This window comes from Actinokineospora sp. UTMC 2448 (assembly GCF_024760565.1).
GTDB classification, from domain to species: domain Bacteria; phylum Actinomycetota; class Actinomycetes; order Mycobacteriales; family Pseudonocardiaceae; genus Actinokineospora; species Actinokineospora fastidiosa.
The window spans coordinates 237853-259769 of sequence record NZ_CP031087.1; the positions used below are offsets into that span (position 1 = coordinate 237853).

The window sequence follows — 21917 nt, forward strand, 5'->3', positions numbered from 1 at the left end:
GGGTAGTCACGACCGGCGCGATTTCGGAAACCCGCGTCCACATGCTGGACCGCGAAAGGAGGTTGGGCCATTCGGAGCAGTTAAGGACTCGCAGGTCGGGGGCACTTTCCGGACATGGCTACTCACCGATGGCACGCTTACCGCGATCGCGGGTCCGCGGCCCGGATCATCACCGGCATCGGCGCGCTGTTCGCGCTCATCGAGGTCGTCTACATCCTGCTGGTCCTCCTCGGCGCGAACTCGGCCAACGCGTTCGTGCAGTTCATGGCCTCGATCGCCAAGCCGCTGGCGCTGTTCTTCCCCGGGCTGTTCCCGATCGCGAACGACAACCTCAACATCCTGGTCAACTACGGTCTGGCGGCCGTCTTCTGGCTCGTCGTGACGGGTCTGATCGCCCGCGTCGTCCGCTGATGCGACACTCCCCGGTATGGCCGACACCGACTCCGCCCGGGGCGCGACCCGCGCACGCGTGGTCGGCGCCCTGGCCGGGGTCGTGCGGTGGGCGGGCCTGCTCATCGCGCTCGTGCTGGTCGTGCACGTGGTCCTGGTGATGGGCAACGCCAACCCGGACAACCCGATCACCGGCTTCGTCGCCGACGCGGCCGAGCCGCTGGCGCTGGCGTTCAAGGACCTGTTCACCCCGGAGGACCGCAAGCTCGCCGTGCTGGTGAACTACGGGATCGCCGCGGTGTTCTGGCTGGTCGTCTCCTCGGTCGCCGCGCGGCTCATCCGGCGTCTGGGCTGAGGTAGGGCGTCCCCCACGCGTCGGTGAACGACAGCTCGGCCGCCGGGATCCGCCGCCGCGGCCGGGTCTCCCGCTCGCGCTTCTCCGGCGCCAGCAGCTCCGGCGGCCCGAGCACGCCGACGGCGATCGCGGTCAGCGGCCGCACGGTCTCCGGCAGCCCGAACTCCGCGCTGACCCCGGCCTTGTCGAAGCCCGCCATCTGGTGGGCGACCAGGCCCTCGGCGACGGCCTGCAGCACCAGGTTCTCCGTGGCCAGGCCGACCCCGTACTCGGCGTAGGGCACCTCGCCCTTGTCGTTGGCCGTCTGCGCGCACGAGACCAGCAGCGCGCCCGCGCGGAACGCCCACGCCCGGTTGCCGGTGTTGAGCAGCGCCAGGATCCGGTCGAACGTCGAGGTCCCGCGCGGGCCGACCAGGTAGCGCGCGGGCTGGGTGTTGCCGTACGACGGCGCCCACCGGGCCGCCTCCAGCATCCGCCGCAGCGCGTCCGGGGCCACGACGCCGTCGGGGTCGAGCGCGCGGGGGCTCCACCGCGCGGCGATCAGCGGGTGCGGCTCAGATCGCATAGCCCCACGCCGTGATCGCGTACGCCCCGAACCAGGACCCGAACAGGCCGACCCCGCAGAGGGTGGCCACCATCGTCGACGTGCGCCGCCGCGCCAGCGCGATGGCCACCGGGACCAGCAGCGTGACCGCGGGGACCATCAGCCGGGCCTTGGAGTTCATCAGCCCGTTGGAGCACAGGTCCATGGCCAGCACGCCCGCGGCGTAGACCAGCAGCGGCCACTCCAGCCGACGCCGCCAGCCGACGGCGAGCAGGACCAACGCGCCGACGATGAGCCAGACCGTGGTCACCTCCAGCACCGAGCGGCTGTCGGCGAGCACCTGGAGGCTGAACCGCACGGTGGCCGCGCCGCCGTCGAAGCGGGAGTCCCAGCCCTGGCTCTGCAGGGCGAACCAGCCGTTCCACTCGCCGGTCCGCAGCCCGACCCAGGCCAGGTACCCGAACAGCCCGACCGGGGCCAGCGCGCCGCCCAGCCACGGCCGCCAGTCGTCGCGCCGCCGGAGCGCGGCGGCCAGCGCGGCCAGCCCGACGGCCAGCACCAGCGCCGCGGCCGTCGGCCGGATCAGCCCGGCGGCGGCCGTCAGCAGGCCCGCGGCGACCCAGTTCCGTTCGAGCACGAACACCAGAGCCCACACGGCGGCCGCGCAGAACATCGCCTCGGAGTAGGCCATCGACAGCACGATCGACATCGGCGCCGCGGCGAACAGCGCCACCAGGACGAGCCCGGTCCGCCGGGACCCGCCGCGCACCAGCTCGCCCAGCCTGACCAGCCCGTACGCGCAGACGACCCCGGACAGGATCGTCACCGCCAGCGCCGAGGCGACCAGCGGGAAACCCAGGTCGTAGAGCCAGCCGACGACGGTGGGGTAGCCGGGGAAGAACGCCAGCGGGGTGTCGGCCGTCCGCCTGCCGAACGCGTCGACCAGGCCGGGCGGGACGCTGTCGTAGCCGCCCGCTGCGATGGCGAGGAACCACTGCCCGTCCCAGGACCGCAGCGCCGCGCCCGCGGTGGTGCCGTTGGGCCCGGCCATCATGGACAGCACGATCAGGCCGACCTCGCGCACGCCGAGGAACAGCGCGGCCGGGGCCAGCGCGTGCAGCACCCGCCGCCTGCCGGAACCGGCGGCCTGCGCGGCGGCGACGGGCGCGGGCGCCACCTCTGTCGCTGTCACCCGGTGCCCCTCCCTGTTCGGCCATTGAGCGCAGTCGGACAGATCATCGCAGGTCGGACAGTGGCGGACACCACAGACGCAACCTGTCGGAAACGGGCCGACCGGTACCCTTCCCCTTCGATAGGGACGGCGGCCGTCCCGAGAGCGACGTGCTGCCTCCCGCCCCGCGCGGCTTGAGGAGGGTGCAGCCAGTGGCGCTGGTCGTCCAGAAATACGGTGGTTCCTCGCTGGAGAACGCCGATCGCATCAAACGGGTGGCCGAGCGGATCGTGGCGACCCGCAAAGCGGGCCACGACGTGGTCGTGGTGTGCTCCGCGATGGGCGACACCACCGACGAGCTGCTCGACCTGGCCCAGCAGGTGAACCCGGTGCCGCCGGAGCGGGAGATGGACATGCTGCTCACCGCGGGTGAGCGCATCTCCAACTCGCTGGTCGCGATGGCCATCAGCGCCCTCGGCGCCGAGGCCCGCTCGTTCTCCGGCTCGCAGGCGGGCGTGATCACCACGTCGGCGCACGGCAAGGCGCGCATCATCGACGTGACCCCGAGCCGCGTGCAGGCCGCGCTGGACGAGGGCCGCATCGTGCTCGTCGCCGGGTTCCAGGGCGTCAGCCAGGACACCAAGGACATCACCACGCTCGGCAGGGGCGGCTCGGACACCACCGCGGTGGCGCTGGCCGCGGCCCTGAAGGCCGACGTGTGCGAGATCTACACCGACGTCGACGGCGTGTACTCGGCCGATCCGCGGATCGTGCCGGACGCGCGCAAGCTCGACTCGGTCACTTACGAGGAGATGCTGGAGATGGCGGCCAGCGGGGCCAAGGTGCTCATGCTGCGCTGCGTGGAGTACGGGCGCCGCTACGGCGTGCGCATCCACGTCCGCTCGTCGTACAGCACCAAGCCCGGGACCATCGTGTCCGGCTCAGTGGAGGACTTGAACGTGGAACAGGCGATGATCACCGGCGTCGCGCACGACCGGTCCGAGGCCAAGGTCACCGTGACCGCCGTGCCCGACCACGCGGGCGTCGCGGCGCGGATCTTCCGCACCGTCGCCGACGCGGAGATCGACATCGACATGGTGCTGCAGAACGTCTCCAGCACCGAGTCCGGCAAGACCGACATCACCTTCACCCTGTCGAAGACCAACGGCCCGACCGCGGTGGCCGCGCTGGAGAAGATCCGCGCGGAGCTGGGCTTCGGCGCGGTGCTCTACGACGACCACGTCGGCAAGGTGTCCCTGGTCGGCGCGGGCATGCGCTCGCACCCGGGCGTCACGGCCACGTTCTGCGAGGCGCTGGCCAAGGCGGGGGTGAACATCGAGATCATCAACACCTCCGAGATCCGCATCTCGGTGCTCATCCGCGACACGCAGTTGGACGACGCGGTCAAGGCGATCCACGACGCCTTCGACCTCGGTGGCGACGAGCAGGCCGTGGTGTACGCGGGGAGTGGTCGCTGATGGCGCCCACACTGGCCCTGGTGGGCGCGACCGGAGCCGTCGGCACGGTCATGATCGATATCCTCAACGGACGGTCGACCTGGCCGTGGGGCGAGGTCCGGCTGATCGCCTCCCCGCGCTCGGCGGGCAAGAAGATCACCGTCCGCGGCCAGGAGCTGACGGTCCAGGCCCTGGCCCCCGAGGTCTTCGACGGCGTGGACGTGGCGATGTTCGACGTCCCCGACGCCGTCTCGGCCGAGTGGGCGCCGATCGCCGCCGCCCGCGGCGCGGTGGCCGTCGACAACTCCGGCGCCTTCCGGATGGACGACGACGTGCCGCTGGTGGTGCCGGAGGTCAACCGCGACAAGATCGCCGTCCGGCCCCGGGGCATCATCGCCAACCCCAACTGCACGACGCTGTCGATGATGGCCGCGCTGGGCGCCCTGCACCACGAGTACGGCCTGCGCGAACTGGTCGTGGCCTCCTACCAGGCCGCGTCGGGAGCGGGCCAGGACGGCATCGACCGGCTCTACGCCGAGGCGGCCGCCGTCGCGGGCAAGCAGGTCGGCGAGCGCGCGGGCGACGTGCGCGAGGCCCTGGCGGCCGCGGGCCTGTCCGGGGACTCGCCGTTCCCCGCGCCGCTGGCGTTCAACGTCGTCCCGTGGGCGGGCTCGCTCAAGGAGGACGGCTGGGCCAGCGAGGAGCTCAAGGTCCGCAACGAGTCCCGCAAGATCCTCGGCATCCCGGACCTCAAGGTCTCGGCGACCTGCGTGCGCGTCCCCGTCGTCACCACCCACTCGCTGGCCGTCCACGCGACGTTCGAGCGGCCGGTCACGGTGGCTGAGGCGCACAAGCTGTTCGAGGCCGAGCCCTCGGTGGTCCTCGTGGACGACCCGGCGGCTGGCCGGTTCCCGACCCCGGCCGACGTGGTGGGCGGCGACCCGACCTACGTCGGCCGCGTGCGCCAGGCGCTGGACTTCCCGAACACGCTGGACTTCTTCGTGTGCGGCGACAACCTGCGCAAGGGCGCGGCCCTCAACACCTACGAGATCGCCGAAGCCCTGGTGAGCTGAGCAACCACCCGGGGCGCCCGCGCGGGCGCCCCGGGTCGGCTCACGCGGGCGCCGGGGCCAGCGACCGCGACCGGGACAACGCGAACGCCACCGCGGCGACCAGCAGGCCGCCCATCCCGGCCACCACGAAGCCCGCGGCCGGGGCGGTGTGGTCGACCACGAAGCCCGCGACCGGCGCGCCCGCGGCCGCGCCGAGGGTGAACGCCGAGCTCTGCAGCCCGGTGGCCTCGCCGCGGCTGCCCGCGGGCGCCAGCCGGGCCACCTCCTCGCCGGTCGCCGCGACCGTCGGGGCGCAGACGAGGCTCGACGGCACCAGGGCCAGCGCCAGCACCCACCAGGCGTCGCCGATGAGGCCCGCCGGGATCACCAGCGCGCTCAGCAGCACCATCAGGGTCAGCTGCGGCAGCGACCGGCGTACCGCGCCGTGCACGAGCCCGCCGATCGCCGAGGCCAGGCAGATCGCGGCGTACACCGCGCCGGTCCAGTTCAGCTGGCCGCTCTCGCGCAGCGTGGCCAGCGCCGTGACCTCCATCCCGGCCAGCACGAACACCGCGCCCGCGCCGATGGCCAGCACCCCGACCATGCGCGGCGTCAGCCACTCCCGCCTCGGCACCTTCGGCTCGGCGTCCTCGTCGGCCGCGCGCATCCTCGGGTTCATCGCGAACAGCGCCAGCCCGACCACGCCGACCGCCACCGCCATCGCCGACAGCGCCGCCACCGTCGACACCTGGGTGACCAGCGCGACGGCCGCGGCGGGCCCGATCATGTAGGTCAGCTCGACCGACACCGAGTCCACCGAGTACGCCGAGCGCCGCAGCTCCTCGCGGACCAGCGCCGCGATCGCCTGGCGGCCGATCGACATCACCGGGACCATCACGATGCCGCCGAGGAACGCGCACGCCAGCAGGCCGGGAAACGGCAGGAAGCGCGCGGTGGCCCAGAACAGCGTCTCGCCGACCGTGACGACCACCAGCATCCGGCGCAGCCCGTAGCGGTCGACCACCCGGCCCACCACCGGCGACCCGATCGCGATGCCCACGGTCGCCGCCGCGCCCACCAGACCGGCGGCGCCGTAGCCGCGGCCGAGCCCCTCGACGACGTGCAGCGTGAGCACCATCGGAGCGGCGGTCACCGGCACACGCGCGAAGAACATGACGGTCATGAGGGCGCGGACTCCCGGGAGGGCGAACATCGCCCGGTACTGCCGCATGCCCCCGATCCCACCCGGGCGGCCCGGCGGAAAGCAAGCGATTATCGCCGGGCCCCGCGTCTGGTCCGAAGTGGACCGCTCGGCTCAGGGGCGGGCCAGCGCCAGGCCGGTGCGCAGCGCGCCCGCCGCCTCCGCGGTCGCCTCCCGGAAGCGGGTGCCCAGGCCGAGGAAGCTGGCGTAGCCGTGGATCAGGTCGCGCTGGCGGCGGACGGTGACCGGCACGCCCGCATCGGCCAGCTTCGCGCCGAAGGCCTCGCCCTCGTCGCGCAGCGGGTCGAAGCCCGCGGTGGCCAGGTAGGCGGGCGGCAGCCCGGTCAGGTCCTCGGCCAGCAGCACCGAGAAGCGCGGGTCGCTGCGCTGGGCGACGTCCGGGCAGTAGTGGTCGCAGAACCAGTCGATGTTGGCGCTGGTCAGGAAGAAGCCCTCGGCGAACAGGTCGCGCGATGGCCTGCGCACGCTGGAGTCGGCGCCCGGGTACAACAGCAGCTGGAACGCCGGGGCCGGGCCGCCGTCGCGCGTGGTCAGCAGCGACGTCACCGCGGCCAGGTTCCCGCCTGCGCTGTCCCCGCCCACGGCGATGCGGCCGGGGTCGACGCCGAAGTCGGCCGCCTTGGCGTGCGCGTGCCGGAACGCCGAGACGGCGTCGTCCACGGCCGCGGGGAAGGCGTGCTCGGGCGCGAGCCGGTAGTCCACCGACAGCACCTTCACCCCCGCCTCGCGGGCGAAGTAGCGGCAGGTGTTGTCGTGGCTGTCGAGCGTGCCCAGCACCCAGCCGCCGCCGTGGTAGTAGACGAGCATCGCGTCGGTGTCCTCGGCGGGGGTGTAGAGCCGCGCCGGGACGCCGCCCAGGCTCAGCTCGCGCACCGCGACCGGCTCGATCGGCGGGCCCGCGACCAGCGGCACCGTGCGGGCGAGGTTGGCCCTGGCCTGCTCCGGCGTGCCCCGGACGAACTCGTGGTCGCCGAGGCGGTCGAGGACCAGCAGCAACTGCGCGTCCAGCGCCAGCTCCTGCCCGTCGACGCGGATCGGCGGGCCCGCGATGAGGCGGCGGACGGGACCGGGCAGGGCGAACACGGCGCGCGCGAAGCCCGCCTGGACGCCGAGGGGGACGCGGCTCATCAGCTTCGACATGACCGGCACGTTACCCGCCGGTAGCGCCGATCGGTAACCAGTCTCACACGTCTGGACCTCGACCGCGCTGGAGGTCGTACGGTGCTGGGAGCGGTGAAAGGATGGCGGAGTGACGGTCACGGTGGTGGGCATCGGCGGGTCCCTGCGCGCGGACTCGCAGTCCGAGCGCGCCCTGCGACTGGCCCTGGCGGGCGCGGCCGAGGCGGGGGCGAAGACGACCGTGCTGTCCGGCGCCGACATCGTCCTGCCGTTCTACGACCCGACGCTGCCCGAGCGCTCCGACACCGCCCGCAGGCTCATCGAGGAACTGCGCGAGGCCGACGGCGTCGTCCTGGTCTCGCCCGGCTACCACGGCACCGTCTCCGGACTGGTCAAGAACGCCCTGGACTACGTCGAGGACCTGCGCGCCGACGAGCGCCCCTACCTCGACGGCCGCGCCGTCGGCTGCGTGGCCACCGCGTCCGGCTGGCAGGCCAGCGTCACCACGCTGACCGCCCTGCGCTCGATCGTGCACGCCCTGCGCGGCTGGCCGACGCCGCTGGGGGCGTCGGTCAACAGCGCCGAGGTCACCTTCGACGGCGCGGGCGGGTGCTCGGACCCGAAGGTCGCGAGCACCCTGCGCCGCATCGGCCTGCAGGTGGCCGAGTTCGCGCTCAGCGCATCTTCAGGGCACGCAGCGCGAAGTACACCTCGATGGCCGACTGCTTGATGGTCTCCGCGACCACGAGCGAGCCGTGCCCGGCGTCGTAGCGGTAGGTCTCGTACGGCACCCCGCGCTCGGCCAGCCGGTCGAGGTAGTTGTCGATCTGCCGGATCGGGCAGCGCGGGTCGTTCTCCCCGGCCAGCACCAGCACCGGCGCGCGGACCTGGTCGACGTAGGTGATCGGCGACGACTCGACGTAGCGCTCGCGCACCTCGTCCGGCGAACCGCCGAACAGCGCCCGGTCGAACGCGCGCAGCGGCTCCATCTCGTCCTCGTAGGCGGCCAGGTAGTCGGCCACCGGCACCGCGGCGACGCCCGCGGCCCAGCGCTCGGGCTGGGTGCCCAGGGCCAGCAGGGTCAGGTAGCCGCCCCAGGACGCGCCGTTGACCACGCACCGCGCCGGGTCGGCAAGGCCGTCGGCGACGGCCCAGTCGTGCACGGCGGCGACGTCGGCCAGCTCGGTGAGCCCCGGCCTGCCCTCGATGGCGTCCCGCCAGGCCGAGCCGTAGCCGGTGGAGCCGCGGTAGTTCACGTGCACCACGGCGAACCCGGCGTCCAGCCACATCGCCCGGTAGGCCGAGAAGCGGTCCTCGTCGGCGGCGTGCGGGCCGCCGTGCAGGCTGAACACCGTCGGCAGCGGGCCGTCGCCGTCCGGCCGGGCGATCAGCGCGTGCACGGGCCCGTTCGGGGTGTCGACGAACGCGTCCACCAGCGGCTGGGACCGGGGCGCGCGGTCGCCGGGCGGGGTGAGCAGCACGCGGTCGGTGGAGTCGGTGAACAGCGCGCGCACCACGCTGGCCTCCGCAGCGCACGACCACGCGTACTCGACGGTGTCGTCCGGGCGCGTGTGGGCCGAGCTGATCGTGCCTGCCGGGGTGTCGAGTGTGGACAGTGAGCCGGTGGCGATGTCGTAGCGATGCAGGGTGTTGCGCGCCTGGTGCGTGTGCGCGATGAGCAGCGCGGTCCCGTCCATGTACCAGTCGGCGGTGACCTCGCCGGGCAGGTCGAGGACGATCTCGGTCTCGGTGTCGGCGACGACGTCCCAGATCAGCAGCTCCTCGCGGCCGCGCCGCTCGTGCGCGACGAGCAGCCGCTGGTCGCCCGCGACCGGGCTGAACGCGATGCCGTCGAGCCCCTTGCCCTTGCCGTCCCACTTCTCCGCGACGGTCGAGCCGTCGGCCACCGACAGCACGCGCAGCGCGGGGTGGCGGTTGTCGCCGTGCTCGGAGTGGGTGATGGCCAGCAGCGTCTCGTCCTCGGAGAGCGCGGTCACCCCGGCGTCGTGCTCGTTGCGGTAGACCACCTCTCCCGCGCCGTTGTCACGCGAGAGGTAGACCGTGGTGCCCTCGTCGCCGGAGACGCCGACCGCGCACACGCGATCGCCCAGCGACATGCCCGCGGGGTACCCGGCGGGCACGCCCGGCACGGCGATCTCGGCGGCCGTGCCCGACGGCCGCCCGGCGAACGGCTCGCGCCGCCACACGCCGAACTCGTCGCCGTCGGTGTCGTCGAACCACCACACGTGCTCACCGTCCGGGGAGACGGTCGCGTGCACCGTGCCGTTGGGGCGGTCGGTCACCTGGCGGTGGGTGTCGGTCGAGCGGTCCCAGGCGTAGACCTCCCAGACGCCGCTGGCGTTGGAGACGTACACGGTGCGGTCGGGGGCCTCGCGGGCCCAGTCCGGCAGCGTCACCCTGGGCGCCCGGAAGCGGGCCCGCCAGCGCGCCTCCTCGGCGTCGTCGGCGAAGAGGCGGTCGGGGACCTCGGCGGCGGGATGAGTGTGGGTCACGCCCCGATCCTGCCAGGAGTGCGCAAAAGCCAGGGAGAGGATGACGGGGTGGTTCCCGGCGCATACGGTGTCGGTGTGACCTGGAAGATCGAAGTGAGCGCAGACCGCTGCATGGCATCGGGCCTGTGCGTCGCCACCGCCCCCGACCGCTTCGCCATGGACGGCGCCGCCGCGGTGCCCACGGCCGAGGAGATCGAGCCGGACGAGAACGTCCTCGACGCCGCCGAGACGTGTCCCGCCCTGGCCATCATGGTCACCGAGAACGGTCGGGACCTACTCGCTTAGCGGCTGTTTCTGTCGTACCCCCTCGGTAACGTTTCCCCAGGTGGAGGCCCAAATCGAGGGGAGTGCGGCATGCTGGTGACGCTCAGCGCGTTGACCTTTGCCGAGTACGCGACGGGCTCGCGTGCCCGACGCACGGAGATCGTCGCGACCCGGCGCATCCCGGCCGACGAGTACGTGGGCGCCCAGTACTACGCGCCCCTGCTGGAGGCGATCCCGGTCGCCCTGGCCTCGGCCGACCCGACGGCGGTGCTCACCGTCGCCGCCCAGGGCCTGGAGCTGAGCGGGCAGGAGCGGGCGTACCAGGAGGCCACCGACGGCCTGCTGGAGTGGTGGCGCCGCGCGAAGGGCGTCGTCGTGACGGCGGGGGACTCGGTCCTGGAGACCGGCGGCCTGCGGATCGACGTCACCCCCCACCTGGCGTACCGCACGAAGACGGGCGCCGAGGTCGCCCTGTTCCACCTCAAGGAGGCGGAACTGCCCCGCGACACCGCGATTGCCGCCGCCCGCCTGATGCAGGTCTGCATGCTCGACCTGTTCCCCGACGCCACCCCCGTGGTCGTCGACGCCCGCCGCGCCCGCGCGTACCGCATCCCCGCCAACACCAACCTGGCCAAACTCGACGCCTGGCTCGCCTCCCAGGCCACGGCGTACGTCGACCACCAGCGCGCGATCTCCTAGCGGTGCGTCCTTTTCGGACAACCAGGACAAGTGGTTGACGTGTCATGTTCCCTGCGGGAGGATCTTGGCATGAAGAAGACGATGGGGGTTCTCGCGGGGCTGTCGGTCGCCGCGGGTGTCATGATCGCGAGCGCGGGCACGGCAGCGGCTCACCACGACCGCCGGGTCGTGTCCACGCACAGCACCCAGTCCGCCTGCGAGTACGAGGCGAACCAGTGGCGCAGCGGCGACGTGGGCGCCGAGTGCGTCTACTACGCCCCGTACGGCAACTGGCGGCTGATCATCTGGTCGATCCACAACTGATCCACCCGCACCACCGATGACGAAGGGGCGCCCGGGCAACCGGGCGCCCCTTCTCAGCTGATCGGCCCAACCAACGGCACAGGGCCGGTCCACATCTACTGTGGACCGGCCCTGAGCTGGTCGGGGTGACAGGATTTGAACCTGCGACCTCTTCGTCCCGAACGAAGCACGCTACCAAACTGCGCCACACCCCGGTGGAACGTCAGGAAGTCTAGCGGACGCTCGCACGGGCTCCGAATCGGGCACCCCTTGTCGCGGCCGTGCCGCCCGTCGGGCGGGGGACCAGCGTCAGCAGGCTGGCCTCCGGGGGGCAGGCGAAGCGGACCGGCGCGTACGGTGACGTGCCCAGACCCGCCGAGACGTGCAGCCACATGTGGGCGCCCCAGCGGGAGGCGCCCCGGGCGCGGCTGCGATCGAGATCACAGTTCGTCACGATCGCGCCGTAGCCCGGCAGGCGGAGCTGGCCGCCGTGCGTGTGCCCGGCCAGGACCAGGTCGTAGCCGTCCTCGGCGAAGGAGTCCAGCACCCTCGGCTCCGGGGAGTGGGTGACGCCCATCCGCAGGGTCGCCTTCGGGTCGGGCTTGCCCGCGACGTCGCCGTAGCGGTCGCGGCGCAGGTGGGGGTCGTCGACGCCCGCGAAGGCGATCGGGCGGCCGTCGACCGTCAGCAGCGCGCGCGTGTGGGTGAGGTCGTGCCAGCCGCGCTCGATGAAGGCGGCGCGCAGGTCGCGCCAGGGGAGGGCGGTGCCGTGGACGCGCTTCTCGCTCGGGAACAGGTAGCGCGCGGGGTTCTTCGGCTTCGGCGCGTAGTAGTCGTTGCTGCCGAAGACGAACACGCCCGGCCGGTTCAGCAGCGGGCCCAGCGCGCGCAGCACGGCGGGCACGGCCTGCTGGTGGGCCAGGTTGTCGCCGGTGTTCACGACCAGGTCCGGGTCGAGTCGGTCCAACTCGGCGACCCAGGCCTGCTTGGACTTCTGCCCGGGCATCATGTGCAGGTCGCTGATGTGCAGCACGCGCAGCGGACGGGCGCCCTCGGCCAGCACCGGGAGGGTGGCCTCGCGCAGCGTCCAGCGGGTGCGCTCGTACCCCGACGCGTAGGCGAGGGCGGCGGCGCCGAGCGCGGCGGCGCCGATGACGATGGACCGGACGTGGTGGCTCACACCTTCGAGGGTACGTCGCCGTCGGAAACTGACGTGCGCCAGGCGATACCGTGAGTGCCATGGCACAGCTCAAGGAGCGGTTGCAGGCCGACCTGACCGCGGCGATGAAGGACCGGGACAAGACGAGGACGGCCACCCTCCGCATGGCCCTCGCCGCCCTGACCACCGAGGAGGTGGCGGGCGACGTCGCCCGCGAACTGGCCGACGACGAGGTCGAGCGCGTGCTGACCCGCGAGGTCAAGAAGCGCAAGGAGGCCGCCGACGCCTTCCGCGGCGCGGGCCGCGTCGAGCAGGCCGACCAGGAGCTGGCCGAGGCCGCCGTCCTCGCCGACTACCTGCCCAAGCAGCTCAACGACGCCGAGCTGGCCACCGTGGTCGAGAAGGCCATCGCCGAGGTGACGACCGCCCTGGGCGAGACCCCCGGCCCGCGCCAGATGGGCCAGGTCATGAAGGCCGCCACCGCCAGGGCCGCGGGCCGCGCCGACGGCAAGCGCCTCTCCGCCGCGGTCAAGTCCCGCCTGACCGGCTGACCCCCGAGACGACGAACGGGCGGCCACGGAGAGTTCCGTGGCCGCCCGTTCGCCGTTCACGGCTGGATCGGGCCGATCGTGATCGGCGGTCCGTCGTCGTCCGGCGGACCCCCGGGGTTGGTCGGGTCGCCGGGGTTGTCGCCGGGGCCGCCGGGCGGGCGGTCGCCCGGCGGGCGGTCACCGGGCGGCGGGTTCGGCCCGGACGGCGGCGCGTCGGTCGGATCCGTGGTCCTCGGCGGCGGCACGTACCCGGTGCTCACCTGGATCGTGATCGTCTCGCCGGGCAGCGCGGCCCCGCGCGGGGACTGCCCGACGACCGTGCCGCGCTTGCGCTCGGAGTTGAGGTCCTGGGCGACGACCTTGTAGCCCGCCCTGGTCAGGATGTCGGTGGCCTCTTCCCGGGACTTGCCGATGACGTTCGGCACCTTCACCTCGGGGCCGCCCTCCAGGTACCGCTCCGTCGCCGGGGGCAGCGGCAGGTTCGGCTTGCCCTGCAGGATCTTCGACATCGACTGGTAGAACGTCCTGGCGGGCACCGAGCCGCCGGTGATGCGGCCGTTCTCCCCGCACAGGCGCACCGGGTTGAGGCAGATGCCCTCGGGCCTCGGGCTGTCGTTGAACGTCGCCACGGCCCCCGCCAGCTGCGGGGTGGCCCCGATGAACGCCGCGGACTTGAACGCCTGGGTGGTGCCGGTCTTGCCGATCGAGTGCCGGTCCCAGCCGAAGGCCCGCGCCGCGCCCGCCGCGGTGCCGCTGCCCTCGTCGTCGTGGCTCATGCCGATCGCGAGGCTGTTCGCCAGCTTCTCGTCGACGACCTGCTCGCACGGCTGCTCGGTGTAGTCGAGCTTCTTGCCGTTGCGGTCGCGCACCTCGATCAGCGGCGTCGGCGGGCACCACACACCGCCGCTGATGATCGTCGCGGCGACGTTGGCCAGCTCCAGCGTGCTCACCGGGGCGGGGCTGAGCGTGAAGGAGGCGTTGCCGTGCTTGTTGTGCTCGGAGGGCTTGAAGAACTGGGACTGGCTGATCCGCAGGTCCTTGTTCTCGGCGTTCGGGTCGGGGGTCCTGCCGAGGATGTTCGACGCCAGGGTCTTGCGCAGGCCGAGCCGGTTGGCCATCTCGACGACCGCGTCCATGCCGACGCGCTCCTCGAGGATCACGAAGCCGGTGTTCGGCGAGGTCGCGAGCGCCTGCTGCAGCGTCATCTGCGGCGGGTACTTGTCGTTGTAGTTGCCCAGGCAGTAGTAGCGCGTGTTGGGGTAGGGCGCGGCTCCACAGCGCTCACCACCGCCGAGGAACTTGCTGGACTGGTAGCGGTTGGGCGTCTTGATGACGTTGTTGATGCCGCCGCCCGCCTCCAGGTACGCCGCGGCGGTGAACGTCTTGAAGACCGAGCCAGCGCCGAACTTGTTCTCCACGCCGTACGGGTACGGGATGGTGGTCTGGCCCTTGTCGCCGTTGAGCCCGTAGTCCCGGTTGGACACCAGCGCGACGACCTCGTGCCGCTCCTTGCCGGGCCGGACGATGGCCATGGTGTTGGCCACGCCCTCGATCGACTTGGGCACCTGGGCCTCGGCCGCCGCCTTGGCCAGGTCGGTCGCGCGGCGGTCCAGAGTGGTCTTGATCGTGTAGCCACCGGTGGTGATCTGGTCGGGCGTGAAGCCGATCTCCTGCAGGTAGACCCACACGTACTGGCAGAAGAAGCCGATCTCCGGGCCCGCGCCGACGCAGTTGGCCGGGGGCTTGCGGACCTCGGGCAGGATGCCCAGCGGCTCCTTCTTGGCCTCCTCGGCCGCCTCCGGCGACAGCTTCTGCGTCTCGACCATCTTGTCGAGCACCAGGTTGCGCCGGGCCAGCGTGCCCGCCGGGTTGCGCCACGGGTTGTAGAGCACGGGGTTGTTCACCGCGCCCGCCAGCAGCGCCGACTGCGCGACCGTCAGCTTGTCCGGGGTGGTGCCGAAGTACGCGTTGGACGCCGCGCCGATGCCGTAGACCTCGTAGGCGAACTCGACGACGTTGAGATATCCGGTGAGGATCTCCTCCTTGGACATCTTCTGCTCGAGCTGGATCGCGATGCGGGCCTCGCGCAGCTTGCGCGCGATGGTCTGCTCCTGCGCCTTGTTCTGCTCGGTCTTGTTGTTCCGGTTGACGACGTTGATCAGGTAGTTCTTGACGTACTGCTGCGTGAGGGTGGACGCGCCCTGCACGTCGCCGCCGGTCTGGTTGGAGATCGCCGCGCGGATGGTCCCCTTCCAGTCCACGCCGTGGTGGTCGTAGAACCGCCGGTCCTCGATGGCGACCAGCGCGGCCGTCATCGTCGGCGAGATCTGGTCAGGGGTGACCGGCAGCCGGTACTGGTCGTAGATGGTCGCGATGGTCTTGCCCTGCGCGTCGGTGACGCGCGTGACCAGCGGCGGATCGGTGGCGACCAGGTCGGCGGACACGCTGTCGATCGTGTCGCTGGCTCGGTTTGACATCACCCCCAACGCCCCCACCACGGGGAAGAGCATGCCGGCGACGAGCACACCGGCCAGCAGACAGAGACCGAGAAGCTTCAGCAGGCTGTCTCCAACACGCACGGGCACCAGAGTACGCGTCACCCGGTTGGCTCACCTGATCACCACGGCCGCGATATTGACATTGCGTAACGTCTATGCGCCCTGGTGTTCTCGATGGAACCGACGGTCGCTAGAGTCCGTCAACGTCTCACGACAGCGCTTCTTCGACGGACCGTGTATCTGCGCGCCGGCGGGAAGCACCTGATACCGGGGGGTATCGGGTTGATGGGTCGCGACGACGACAGGGGTGGGGGATACATGTATCTCGAAGCACAGGTCGACTGGCGAGTCCGCGCGACGTGCCGGGACGAGGACCCGGACGGCCTGTTCGTCCGAGGCGCCGAGCAGCGCAAGGCCAAGCTGGTCTGCGTCGCGTGCCCGGTGCGGACCGAGTGCCTGGCGGAGGCCCTGGACAACCGCATCGAGTTCGGGGTCTGGGGCGGGATGACCGAGCGGGAGCGCCGCGCGCTGCTGCGCCGCAGGCCCGAGGTCGATTCCTGGCGCGACCTGCTCGACAGCGCCCGGCAGGACTCGCGCCGCCACGACACCGCGCGCGAACTACAGGTCGGCTAGCCGCTCCCCGATCAGCCGCAGCCCGTCGAGGTCGTGCACGTCGGCGGGCATGGCGGGGACCTCGGCGCGGGCGACCGACGGGTGGGCCTTGGTGAACCGGGCGACCAGCCTGCGTTCGCGCCGGTCGAGGGCAACGCGGTCGGCGTGCAGGCGCAGCACGGCCGCGGCCAGCGGCGCGGTGCCCGCGCTCTCCAGGCTCTCCGCGGCGGCCAGCGCCTGCGCCGAGGGCAGCTCGGCCAGCACCGGGTGCGTCCGGTTGACGACCAGACCGGCCAGCGGCATCGACTCGGCCGCCAGCCGCTCGACGAAGTAGCTCGCCTCGCGCAGCGCGTCCGGCTCCGGCGCGGCCACCACCACGAACGCCGTGCCCGAGGACCGCAGCAGCTCCGCCGTGCGCCGGGCGCGCTCGCGGAAGCCGCCGAACATGCTGTCGAACGCCTGCACGAACGCCGACGCGTCGGCCAGCAGCTGGCCGCCGACCACCGTGGACACGGCCTTGGCGAACAGGCCGAACCCGGCGCTGACCACCTTGCGCAGGCCGCGCCCGCCCGCGCGGGCCGGACCCATCAGGAGCTTGATCATGCGCCCGTCGAGCGCGGTGGACAGCCGCTGCGGGGCGTCGAGGAAGTCCAGCGCCGACCGCGACGGCGGGGTGTCGACCACGATCAGGTCGTAGGCGCCCTCCGCGGCGAGCTGGCCCAGCTTCTCCATCGCCATGTACTCCTGCGTGCCGGAGAACGACGAGGAGATCGTCTTGTAGAAGGGGTTGGCCAGCACCTCGCGGGCGCGCTCGGGCCCGGCGTGCGCCAGCACCATGTCGTCGAAGGTGCGGCGCATGTCGAGCATCATCGCGCTGAGCTCGCCCGTCGGGGCGAACCCGTCGACCTCGACCTGGCGCGGGGTGTTGTCGAGCTCGCGCAGGCCCAGCGACTGGGCGAGCCTGCGCGCCGGGTCGATGGTCAGCACGACCGCCTTGCGGCCGCGCTCCGCGGCGCGCACCGCGATCGCGGCCGCGGTGGTCGTCTTGCCGACCCCGCCGGAGCCGCAGCACACGATCACCCGCGTCGCCGGGTCGTCGACCAGCCGGTCCATGTCGAGAGTGGTCATCGGACCCCCTGATCGATCAGGGCCTCGGCCAGCTCGTAGAGCGCGGCGGTGTCCACGCCGTCGACCAGGTCGGGCAGCTCGACGGCGGGCAGGTCCACCTCGGCAAGCTGCGCGCGCGCCCGCTGCTCGGCCTGCACCCGCACGGCGTGCTCCACGGTCTCCTCGACCAGGCCGTCCAGCACGTCGTCGGCCAGCGCCAGGCCCGCGGCGGCCAGCCCGTCGCGCACCCGGCTCGCGTCGACCCGGCCGTCGGCGGCCGGGGTGACCGAGCGGGCGGGCAGCCGGGGCGGGCGGACCCGGTTCAGCACGATCGCGCCCGGGCGCAGGTCGGCGCCGTCGAGCTCGCCGACCGCGTCGACGGTCTCCCGCACCGGCATCTCCTCGAGCAGCGTGACCAGGTGGACGGCGGTGTCCCCGGAGTGCAGCAGCCGCACGACGCCCTCGCTCTGGCCGCGGATGGGGCCCACCTTGGCCAGGTCGGCCATGGCCCGGGTGACGTCGAGGAACTTCACGATCCGCCCGGTCGGCGGGGCGTCGACCACGATCGCGTCGTAGACGTGCCTGCCCCGGGTGTCGGTGCGCCGCGCGCACTCCTTGATCTTCCCGGTGAGCAGCACGTCGCGCAGGCCGGGCGCCAGCGTGGTGGCGAACTCGATCGCCCCCATGCGGCGCAGCGTGCGGCCCGCGAAGCCGAGGTTGTAGAACATCGACAGGTACTCCAGCAGCGCCGCCTCGACGTCGATGTGCAGCGCGCGGACCTCGCCCCCGCCGGGCGCGATGGCGACCTTCTCCTCGGAGTACGGCAGCGGCTGGGTGTCGAACACCTGGGCGATGCCCTGGCGGCCCTCGACCTCGACCAGCAGCACCTTCCGCCCGCCGTGCGCCAGGGCCAGGGCGAGGGCGGCGGCCACGGTGGTCTTGCCGGTCCCGCCCTTGCCGGAGACCACGTGCAGCCGCGCACGGGCGATCTCGGCGGTCCAGCCGACGACGGGAGAGGTCACCTGTTCAGGGTAAATGCCGGGTTGTCGGTCCCGCCCTGTGATGCTTCACCCTACGAGCGTGAGCGCGGCCGCGGCGGCGCACACGACGACGACGGCGCCCCAGGCCACCACGGGCGCGAGCACGGTCGCGGTCAGCAGGCACAGCAGGAGCAGGATCGTGACGGCGATCGCACCCGCCATCGCCACCGGCCCCGACCGGCGCGCGCGGTCGCGGACCTTCGCCATCGTGACCAGCACGAGCAGCAGGCCGCCCGCCCCCAGCAGCACGGTCGCGAAGATCCGCCAGCCCTCCATTCGACCACCGTAGCTCCGCGGGTGATCCGGCCTGCCCTAGGCTGCGGGCATGACTCGATGGGAGTACGCGACCATCCCGCTGCTGATCCACGCGACCAAGCAGATCCTCGACCAGTGGGGCGAGGACGGCTGGGAGCTGGTCACGGTCCTACCGAACCCGACCGGCGAGCAGCACGTCGCCTACCTCAAGCGGCCGAAGGCGGTCTGACGTGGCCATCCGCGAGCGCCTCGCCGAGCTGGGCATCTCCTTACCGTCGGTCGCCGCGCCCGCGGGCTCCTACGTGCCCGCCGCGCGCACCGGCTCCCTCGTCTACACCGCGGGCCAGGTCCCGGTCGTCGACGGCAAGGTCGTCGCCACCGGCAAGGTCGGCGCCGACGTCACGCCGGAGGACGCCGCCGGGCTCGCGCGGATCTGCGCGCTCAACGCCCTGGCCGCCATCGACGCGCTGGTCGGACTGGAGTCCGTGGTGCGGGTGGTCAAGGTCGTCGGGTTCGTCGCCTCCGCGCCGGGGTTCACCGGGCAGCCCGGGGTGATCAACGGCGCGTCGGACGTGCTCGCCGAGATCTTCGGCGAGAACGGCAAGCACGCCCGCTCGGCCGTCGGGGTCGCCGAGCTCCCGCTGGGCGTGCCGGTCGAGGTCGAGCTGATCGTCGAGGTCGCATGAGCACCGCAGAGGACTGCCACGAGCTGCTGCTGCGCTTCGCGGGCCGCATCGACGACCGCGAGCTGTGGCGCCTGCGCGACTGGGTCGCCGCGGGCGCCGTCGACGCCGTCGCCCGCGCGCTGCCGCTGATGCTGCTGCGCGAGCGGGTCGGCATCACCCCCGAGGAGTCGCGCGCGCTCGGCGCCGTCCTGGTGCCCGCCGGGGCCGACCCGGAGCGGCTCAACGCCGTGCCGTGGGTCGACGACGTGCCCGAACTCGGCTACACGTTCACCGCCGAATCGCCCGAATGGGTCAGCCGCGGCGACTCGCTCGCCGTCGTGCTGGGCGCGCTGCTGCGCGGCCGCCCCGAGGTGGTCGAGGCCCGCTCCAGCTGGCGCCGCGGCCGCTCCGGCGACACCCGCGTCGTGCTGGTCACCGTGACGGAGGGGCCCGTGCGGCTGGTCGGGGAGCTGCAGCGGGTGCTGCGCGCCCTGGGCAGCGACGAGCCCGCGGTCGAGGTGCTGGTCCGCGGCCACGAGGTGCCGCAGTACCACCGCGAGGCGCTGGCCGCGTCCGAGCCGCTGATCGCCCTGGCCCACCACTAGACCCGCCAAGTCACGACCAGCCGCCGAACTGGTCCCGACGCAAGGGGAGGACGACCGTGACACAGGTCACCGCGGGGAAGGGGTCGGCCCAGACCGCGCTGCCGATCCGGGTGCACGACCTGCTGCTCGTGCTCGCGGGCAGACTCGACGACGACGCGCTGGCCGAGGCCCGCGAGCTGGTCGCGGCCACCGAGGTCGACCGCGCGCTGGAGTTCGTCGTCGGCTGCCTGGTGGCGGGCCCGATCGCGCTCACCCAGGACGAGCAGGCCGAACTGCACGACCTGATGGTCGCCGCCCACTGCGACCCCACCGTGGCCGCGCGCGTCCCGGTCTCGGAGACCGCGGCCGCCCTGCGGCACCGCTTCGTCGCGGGCCGGGTCGACGGCGTGTCCCCCGAGGACGGCGTCGCCGAGGCCGCGGCGCGCGTGCTCGACGTCCTGCCCGACATCCGCGCGGTGTGGGCCGTCTGGCGCACCACGCCCGCGGGCGCGGTGTCCGGCCCGGTGCCGCACCGGGTCGTGCTGATCGGCGTCGGTCCCGGCGGGTTCGCGCCCGCCACCGCGTACCGCGTGCAGCACGCGCTGCGCCGCGCGGGCCTGACCGCGTCGGTCGAGGTGCTCCGCGAGGGCGCCGACCACAGCGACTACCACCACGCCGCCGTCCGGTACGCGACCGAGGTGATGGCCGAGCGCGCGTCCCTGCCGCCCGCGACCGGCTCGCCCGCGCCCGCGCAGCCCGCCGCCGCCCCGGCCGCGCCGCCCCAGCCCGACCCGGAGCCCGTCTCGGGCCCGTCCTGGATGGAGGAGGCGCCGCAGACCGGCCCGTCGGACTCGCTCAACGACAACGAGCTGGACCTGCTGCGCCAACTGCAGGAGGAACTCGCCCGCCGCGAGCAGGCCGACGGCGCCGCGCCCCAGCCGGGCTGGCAGGGCGACCTGTCCGGCGGCAACCACCCGTTCGACTGGCACGAGGCCAACACGATGGTCAACGGCGTGCCGCTGCAGCCGCCGGACCAGCGCTCCTAGCTGGCCTTCCGCACCGCGTCGACGATCCGGGCAAGGTGCAGTCCCCGGCGCACGTCGAGGTCGTGCCCGGGCTGGTTCCGCTCGATGAGCTCGATGAACCGGTCCATCGCGATCGCGAAGGAGTCGGACGGGTCGGTGGCCCGTCCGACCACCTCGCGGTACCCGTGCTCGCCGTACACCGACACCTCGGTGATGGTGGGCCGCATGGGCAACCGCATCGACAACGTGGCCGTGCTGGTCGCCCCAGTGTCGTGACCGAGCACGACGTTCCACAGATCAGGCTCGACGAAGTGCGCCCCCCGAACCTCCACGACCGTCCCGAGCGCGGCGTCAAGCAGGTCGAACACGTGCGGCCCGACGTCCGCCAACGCCCCACCCTCCTGCCGCCAGGCGGAGCCGGAGTAGTCCCCACCCAACAACGCGCCGGACAGCCACCGCGCATTCCCACCGGCCCACCCGCCGAGCCGGTGCACATCACCAAGCCACTCGATGGTCTCCGGGGCGAACCGCCGCACCAGATTCACGAGCGACACAACCCCCGAATCCCCCACCACCCCCGCCAACCGCTCAGCCCCTGGAACATCGCTGGCGACCGGCTTCTCCAAGAACACATGCTTCCCCCGCCGCACCGCCCGCTCAGCAAGCCCACCCTGCACCCCCGGCGGCACCGCGAACGCCACAGCATCCACTTCGGACAGCAACTCGCCGAAGTCCCCGAACACCCTCCCCAACCCCACAGCCCCCTCCGGCCGCCGAGCCCACACCCCCACGAACTCAACACGGGGGTGCGCAACCAACCCCGGCCCATGAACCCGCCGCGCCCACGGCCCCGCCCCAACCAACCCAACCCGCACCATGCGGCCATTAAATAACCCCACCAACCCCAACGCCCCGCCGCCACCCTCCGCCCCCACACCCTCGCCGCCACCGCCCGCACGACGACGTCCTCGCCGGACCACCCGTACCCCCTCGTCGGACCACCTTCGCCGGATCACCCGTACCCCTCGTCGAACCACCTTCGCCGGACCACCCGTACCCCTCGTCGGGCACCTTCGCCGGTCCGCCGCATCGCCGCGCCCTCACCCTCGCAACCACCTGCGCCGAGTGATCCCGGCCCGCCCACGGCCACCGCTTCCAGCCGTCTGCCGCGCCCGGCACCGCCACCACCTCCGCGCCTGCCGCAGCCCGCCACTGGCACCCACCTGTCGCCGTCACCCGCCGCCACCGCCCGGAATCGCCGCTCCGCCCGGCACCGTCGCTGCCCGGCGCCACCACACCCCCACCATCGTCGCTCGGAACCGCCGCCCGCCGCTGGCCCGCTCTGCCGCCGCT

The 21917-nt window shown here is 72.8% G+C and carries 25 protein-coding genes, 1 tRNA gene and 1 pseudogene; 14 read left to right on the plus strand and 13 right to left on the minus strand.

Features of this window, described 5'->3' with window-relative positions; genetic code table 11:
• Positions 1-114 precede the first annotated feature (114 nt).
• Both Actkin_RS01225 and Actkin_RS01230 read left to right on the plus strand, forming a co-directional pair.
• Complete coding sequence (locus Actkin_RS01225) at positions 115-411, plus strand: hypothetical protein (RefSeq protein ID WP_189208822.1); 297 nt, start codon at positions 115-117, stop codon at positions 409-411.
• Between the two features lie 16 nt (positions 412-427).
• The gene (locus Actkin_RS01230; RefSeq protein ID WP_258905540.1) at positions 428-745 is read left to right on the plus strand and encodes a hypothetical protein; all 318 of its coding nucleotides are present in this window, start codon (positions 428-430) and stop codon (positions 743-745) included.
• On the opposite strand, the gene Actkin_RS01235 is transcribed toward Actkin_RS01230, so the two are convergent.
• Positions 726-1310: a nitroreductase family protein gene (locus Actkin_RS01235; protein WP_258905541.1), complete on the minus strand. Its 585-nt coding sequence runs from the start codon at positions 1308-1310 to the stop codon at positions 726-728. The genes Actkin_RS01230 and Actkin_RS01235 overlap by 20 nt on opposite strands.
• On the minus strand, positions 1300-2481 hold the full coding sequence (locus tag Actkin_RS01240) for a hypothetical protein (RefSeq protein ID WP_258905542.1): 1182 nt from the start codon (positions 2479-2481) through the stop codon (positions 1300-1302). The genes Actkin_RS01235 and Actkin_RS01240 overlap by 11 nt, the downstream gene beginning before the upstream one ends.
• A gap of 191 nt (positions 2482-2672) precedes the next feature.
• Here Actkin_RS01240 and Actkin_RS01245 point away from each other — a divergent pair, with 191 nt between their 5' ends.
• Both Actkin_RS01245 and Actkin_RS01250 read left to right on the plus strand, forming a co-directional pair.
• Complete coding sequence (locus Actkin_RS01245; protein ID WP_189208818.1) at positions 2673-3938, plus strand: aspartate kinase; 1266 nt, start codon at positions 2673-2675, stop codon at positions 3936-3938.
• Positions 3938-4990, plus strand: coding sequence for an aspartate-semialdehyde dehydrogenase (locus tag Actkin_RS01250; RefSeq protein WP_258905544.1), 1053 nt, complete (start codon positions 3938-3940; stop codon positions 4988-4990). The genes Actkin_RS01245 and Actkin_RS01250 overlap by 1 nt, the downstream gene beginning before the upstream one ends.
• Before the next feature lie 40 nt (positions 4991-5030).
• On the opposite strand, the gene Actkin_RS01255 is transcribed toward Actkin_RS01250, so the two are convergent.
• Both Actkin_RS01255 and Actkin_RS01260 read right to left on the minus strand, forming a co-directional pair.
• Positions 5031-6200: an MFS transporter gene (locus Actkin_RS01255; RefSeq protein ID WP_189208816.1), complete on the minus strand. Its 1170-nt coding sequence runs from the start codon at positions 6198-6200 to the stop codon at positions 5031-5033.
• Between the two features lie 84 nt (positions 6201-6284).
• Positions 6285-7331 (minus strand): alpha/beta hydrolase, encoded by a 1047-nt coding sequence (locus Actkin_RS01260; RefSeq protein ID WP_229786533.1) that lies wholly within the window; start codon positions 7329-7331, stop codon positions 6285-6287.
• Between the two features lie 109 nt (positions 7332-7440).
• Here Actkin_RS01260 and Actkin_RS01265 point away from each other — a divergent pair, with 109 nt between their 5' ends.
• Entirely contained in the window at positions 7441-8040 is a 600-nt protein-coding gene (locus Actkin_RS01265) for an NADPH-dependent FMN reductase (protein ID WP_189208815.1), read from the plus strand.
• On the opposite strand, the gene Actkin_RS01270 is transcribed toward Actkin_RS01265, so the two are convergent.
• A complete protein-coding gene (locus tag Actkin_RS01270) occupies positions 7985-9823 on the minus strand; it encodes a S9 family peptidase (RefSeq protein WP_189208814.1) in 1839 nt (612 codons plus the stop codon). The two genes, Actkin_RS01265 and Actkin_RS01270, sit on opposite strands and share 56 nt — an antisense overlap.
• A 75-nt stretch (positions 9824-9898) precedes the next feature.
• On the opposite strand from Actkin_RS01270, the gene Actkin_RS01275 reads away from it, so the two are divergent.
• The 3 genes from Actkin_RS01275 to Actkin_RS01285 all read left to right on the plus strand — a co-directional run bounded on the left by Actkin_RS01275 (position 9899) and on the right by Actkin_RS01285 (position 11089).
• On the plus strand, positions 9899-10108 hold the full coding sequence (locus tag Actkin_RS01275) for a ferredoxin (protein ID WP_189208813.1): 210 nt from the start codon (positions 9899-9901) through the stop codon (positions 10106-10108).
• Between the two features lie 69 nt (positions 10109-10177).
• Positions 10178-10786 (plus strand): hypothetical protein, encoded by a 609-nt coding sequence (locus Actkin_RS01280; RefSeq protein WP_258905545.1) that lies wholly within the window; start codon positions 10178-10180, stop codon positions 10784-10786.
• Between the two features lie 69 nt (positions 10787-10855).
• A complete protein-coding gene (locus Actkin_RS01285) occupies positions 10856-11089 on the plus strand; it encodes a hypothetical protein (RefSeq protein ID WP_189208811.1) in 234 nt (77 codons plus the stop codon).
• Between the two features lie 117 nt (positions 11090-11206).
• On the opposite strand, the gene Actkin_RS01290 is transcribed toward Actkin_RS01285, so the two are convergent.
• Both Actkin_RS01290 and Actkin_RS01295 read right to left on the minus strand, forming a co-directional pair.
• Positions 11207-11283: transfer RNA gene (locus tag Actkin_RS01290), tRNA-Pro, on the minus strand.
• A 17-nt stretch (positions 11284-11300) separates the two neighbouring features.
• Positions 11301-12248 carry a metallophosphoesterase gene (locus tag Actkin_RS01295; RefSeq protein WP_229786532.1) on the minus strand — a complete coding sequence of 316 codons (948 nt, stop codon included), beginning with the start codon at positions 12246-12248 and terminating at the stop codon, positions 11301-11303.
• 59 nt (positions 12249-12307) lie between these two features.
• Between Actkin_RS01295 and Actkin_RS01300 the strand changes: the two genes are divergently transcribed.
• Entirely contained in the window at positions 12308-12778 is a 471-nt protein-coding gene (locus Actkin_RS01300) for a GatB/YqeY domain-containing protein (RefSeq protein WP_258905546.1), read from the plus strand.
• 56 nt (positions 12779-12834) lie between these two features.
• On the opposite strand, the gene Actkin_RS01305 is transcribed toward Actkin_RS01300, so the two are convergent.
• On the minus strand, positions 12835-15357 hold the full coding sequence (locus Actkin_RS01305; protein WP_258905547.1) for a transglycosylase domain-containing protein: 2523 nt from the start codon (positions 15355-15357) through the stop codon (positions 12835-12837).
• A 237-nt stretch (positions 15358-15594) separates the two neighbouring features.
• Between Actkin_RS01305 and Actkin_RS01310 the strand changes: the two genes are divergently transcribed.
• Positions 15595-15909: a WhiB family transcriptional regulator gene (locus Actkin_RS01310; RefSeq protein WP_189208808.1), complete on the plus strand. Its 315-nt coding sequence runs from the start codon at positions 15595-15597 to the stop codon at positions 15907-15909.
• On the opposite strand, the gene Actkin_RS01315 is transcribed toward Actkin_RS01310, so the two are convergent.
• Genes Actkin_RS01315 through Actkin_RS01325 form a run of 3 tightly spaced genes read right to left on the minus strand, consistent with a single transcriptional unit; the run spans position 15895 to position 18311 of the window.
• Positions 15895-17016, minus strand: coding sequence for an ATPase BagB (locus Actkin_RS01315; protein WP_189208807.1), 1122 nt, complete (start codon positions 17014-17016; stop codon positions 15895-15897). The genes Actkin_RS01310 and Actkin_RS01315 overlap by 15 nt on opposite strands.
• The gene (locus Actkin_RS01320; protein WP_189208806.1) at positions 17013-18017 is read right to left on the minus strand and encodes an ATPase BagA; all 1005 of its coding nucleotides are present in this window, start codon (positions 18015-18017) and stop codon (positions 17013-17015) included. The genes Actkin_RS01315 and Actkin_RS01320 overlap by 4 nt, the downstream gene beginning before the upstream one ends.
• 45 nt (positions 18018-18062) lie before the next feature.
• A complete protein-coding gene (locus tag Actkin_RS01325) occupies positions 18063-18311 on the minus strand; it encodes a hypothetical protein (RefSeq protein ID WP_258905550.1) in 249 nt (82 codons plus the stop codon).
• Positions 18312-18360: 49 nt separating this feature from the next.
• On the opposite strand from Actkin_RS01325, the gene Actkin_RS01330 reads away from it, so the two are divergent.
• From Actkin_RS01330 to Actkin_RS01345, 4 genes are read left to right on the plus strand one after another with little or no spacing between them, the layout of a single operon-like run.
• Positions 18361-18519, plus strand: a complete 159-nt coding sequence (locus Actkin_RS01330) for a Sp36 family protein (RefSeq protein ID WP_189208804.1) — start codon at positions 18361-18363, stop codon at positions 18517-18519.
• A gap of 1 nt (position 18520) precedes the next feature.
• Positions 18521-18976 (plus strand): RidA family protein, encoded by a 456-nt coding sequence (locus Actkin_RS01335; protein ID WP_189208803.1) that lies wholly within the window; start codon positions 18521-18523, stop codon positions 18974-18976.
• Positions 18973-19560 (plus strand): hypothetical protein, encoded by a 588-nt coding sequence (locus Actkin_RS01340; protein ID WP_189208802.1) that lies wholly within the window; start codon positions 18973-18975, stop codon positions 19558-19560. The genes Actkin_RS01335 and Actkin_RS01340 overlap by 4 nt, the downstream gene beginning before the upstream one ends.
• Positions 19561-19616: 56 nt before the next feature.
• Positions 19617-20585 (plus strand): hypothetical protein, encoded by a 969-nt coding sequence (locus Actkin_RS01345; protein WP_189208801.1) that lies wholly within the window; start codon positions 19617-19619, stop codon positions 20583-20585.
• Here Actkin_RS01345 and Actkin_RS32520 read toward each other — a convergent pair.
• A complete protein-coding gene (locus Actkin_RS32520; protein ID WP_309569147.1) occupies positions 20582-21118 on the minus strand; it encodes a Gfo/Idh/MocA family protein in 537 nt (178 codons plus the stop codon). The two genes, Actkin_RS01345 and Actkin_RS32520, sit on opposite strands and share 4 nt — an antisense overlap.
• Positions 21119-21442 (minus strand): annotated as a pseudogene (locus Actkin_RS32525) (Gfo/Idh/MocA family protein); the annotation flags it as partial. It lies immediately after the preceding gene.
• Positions 21443-21917: the final 475 nt, after the last annotated feature.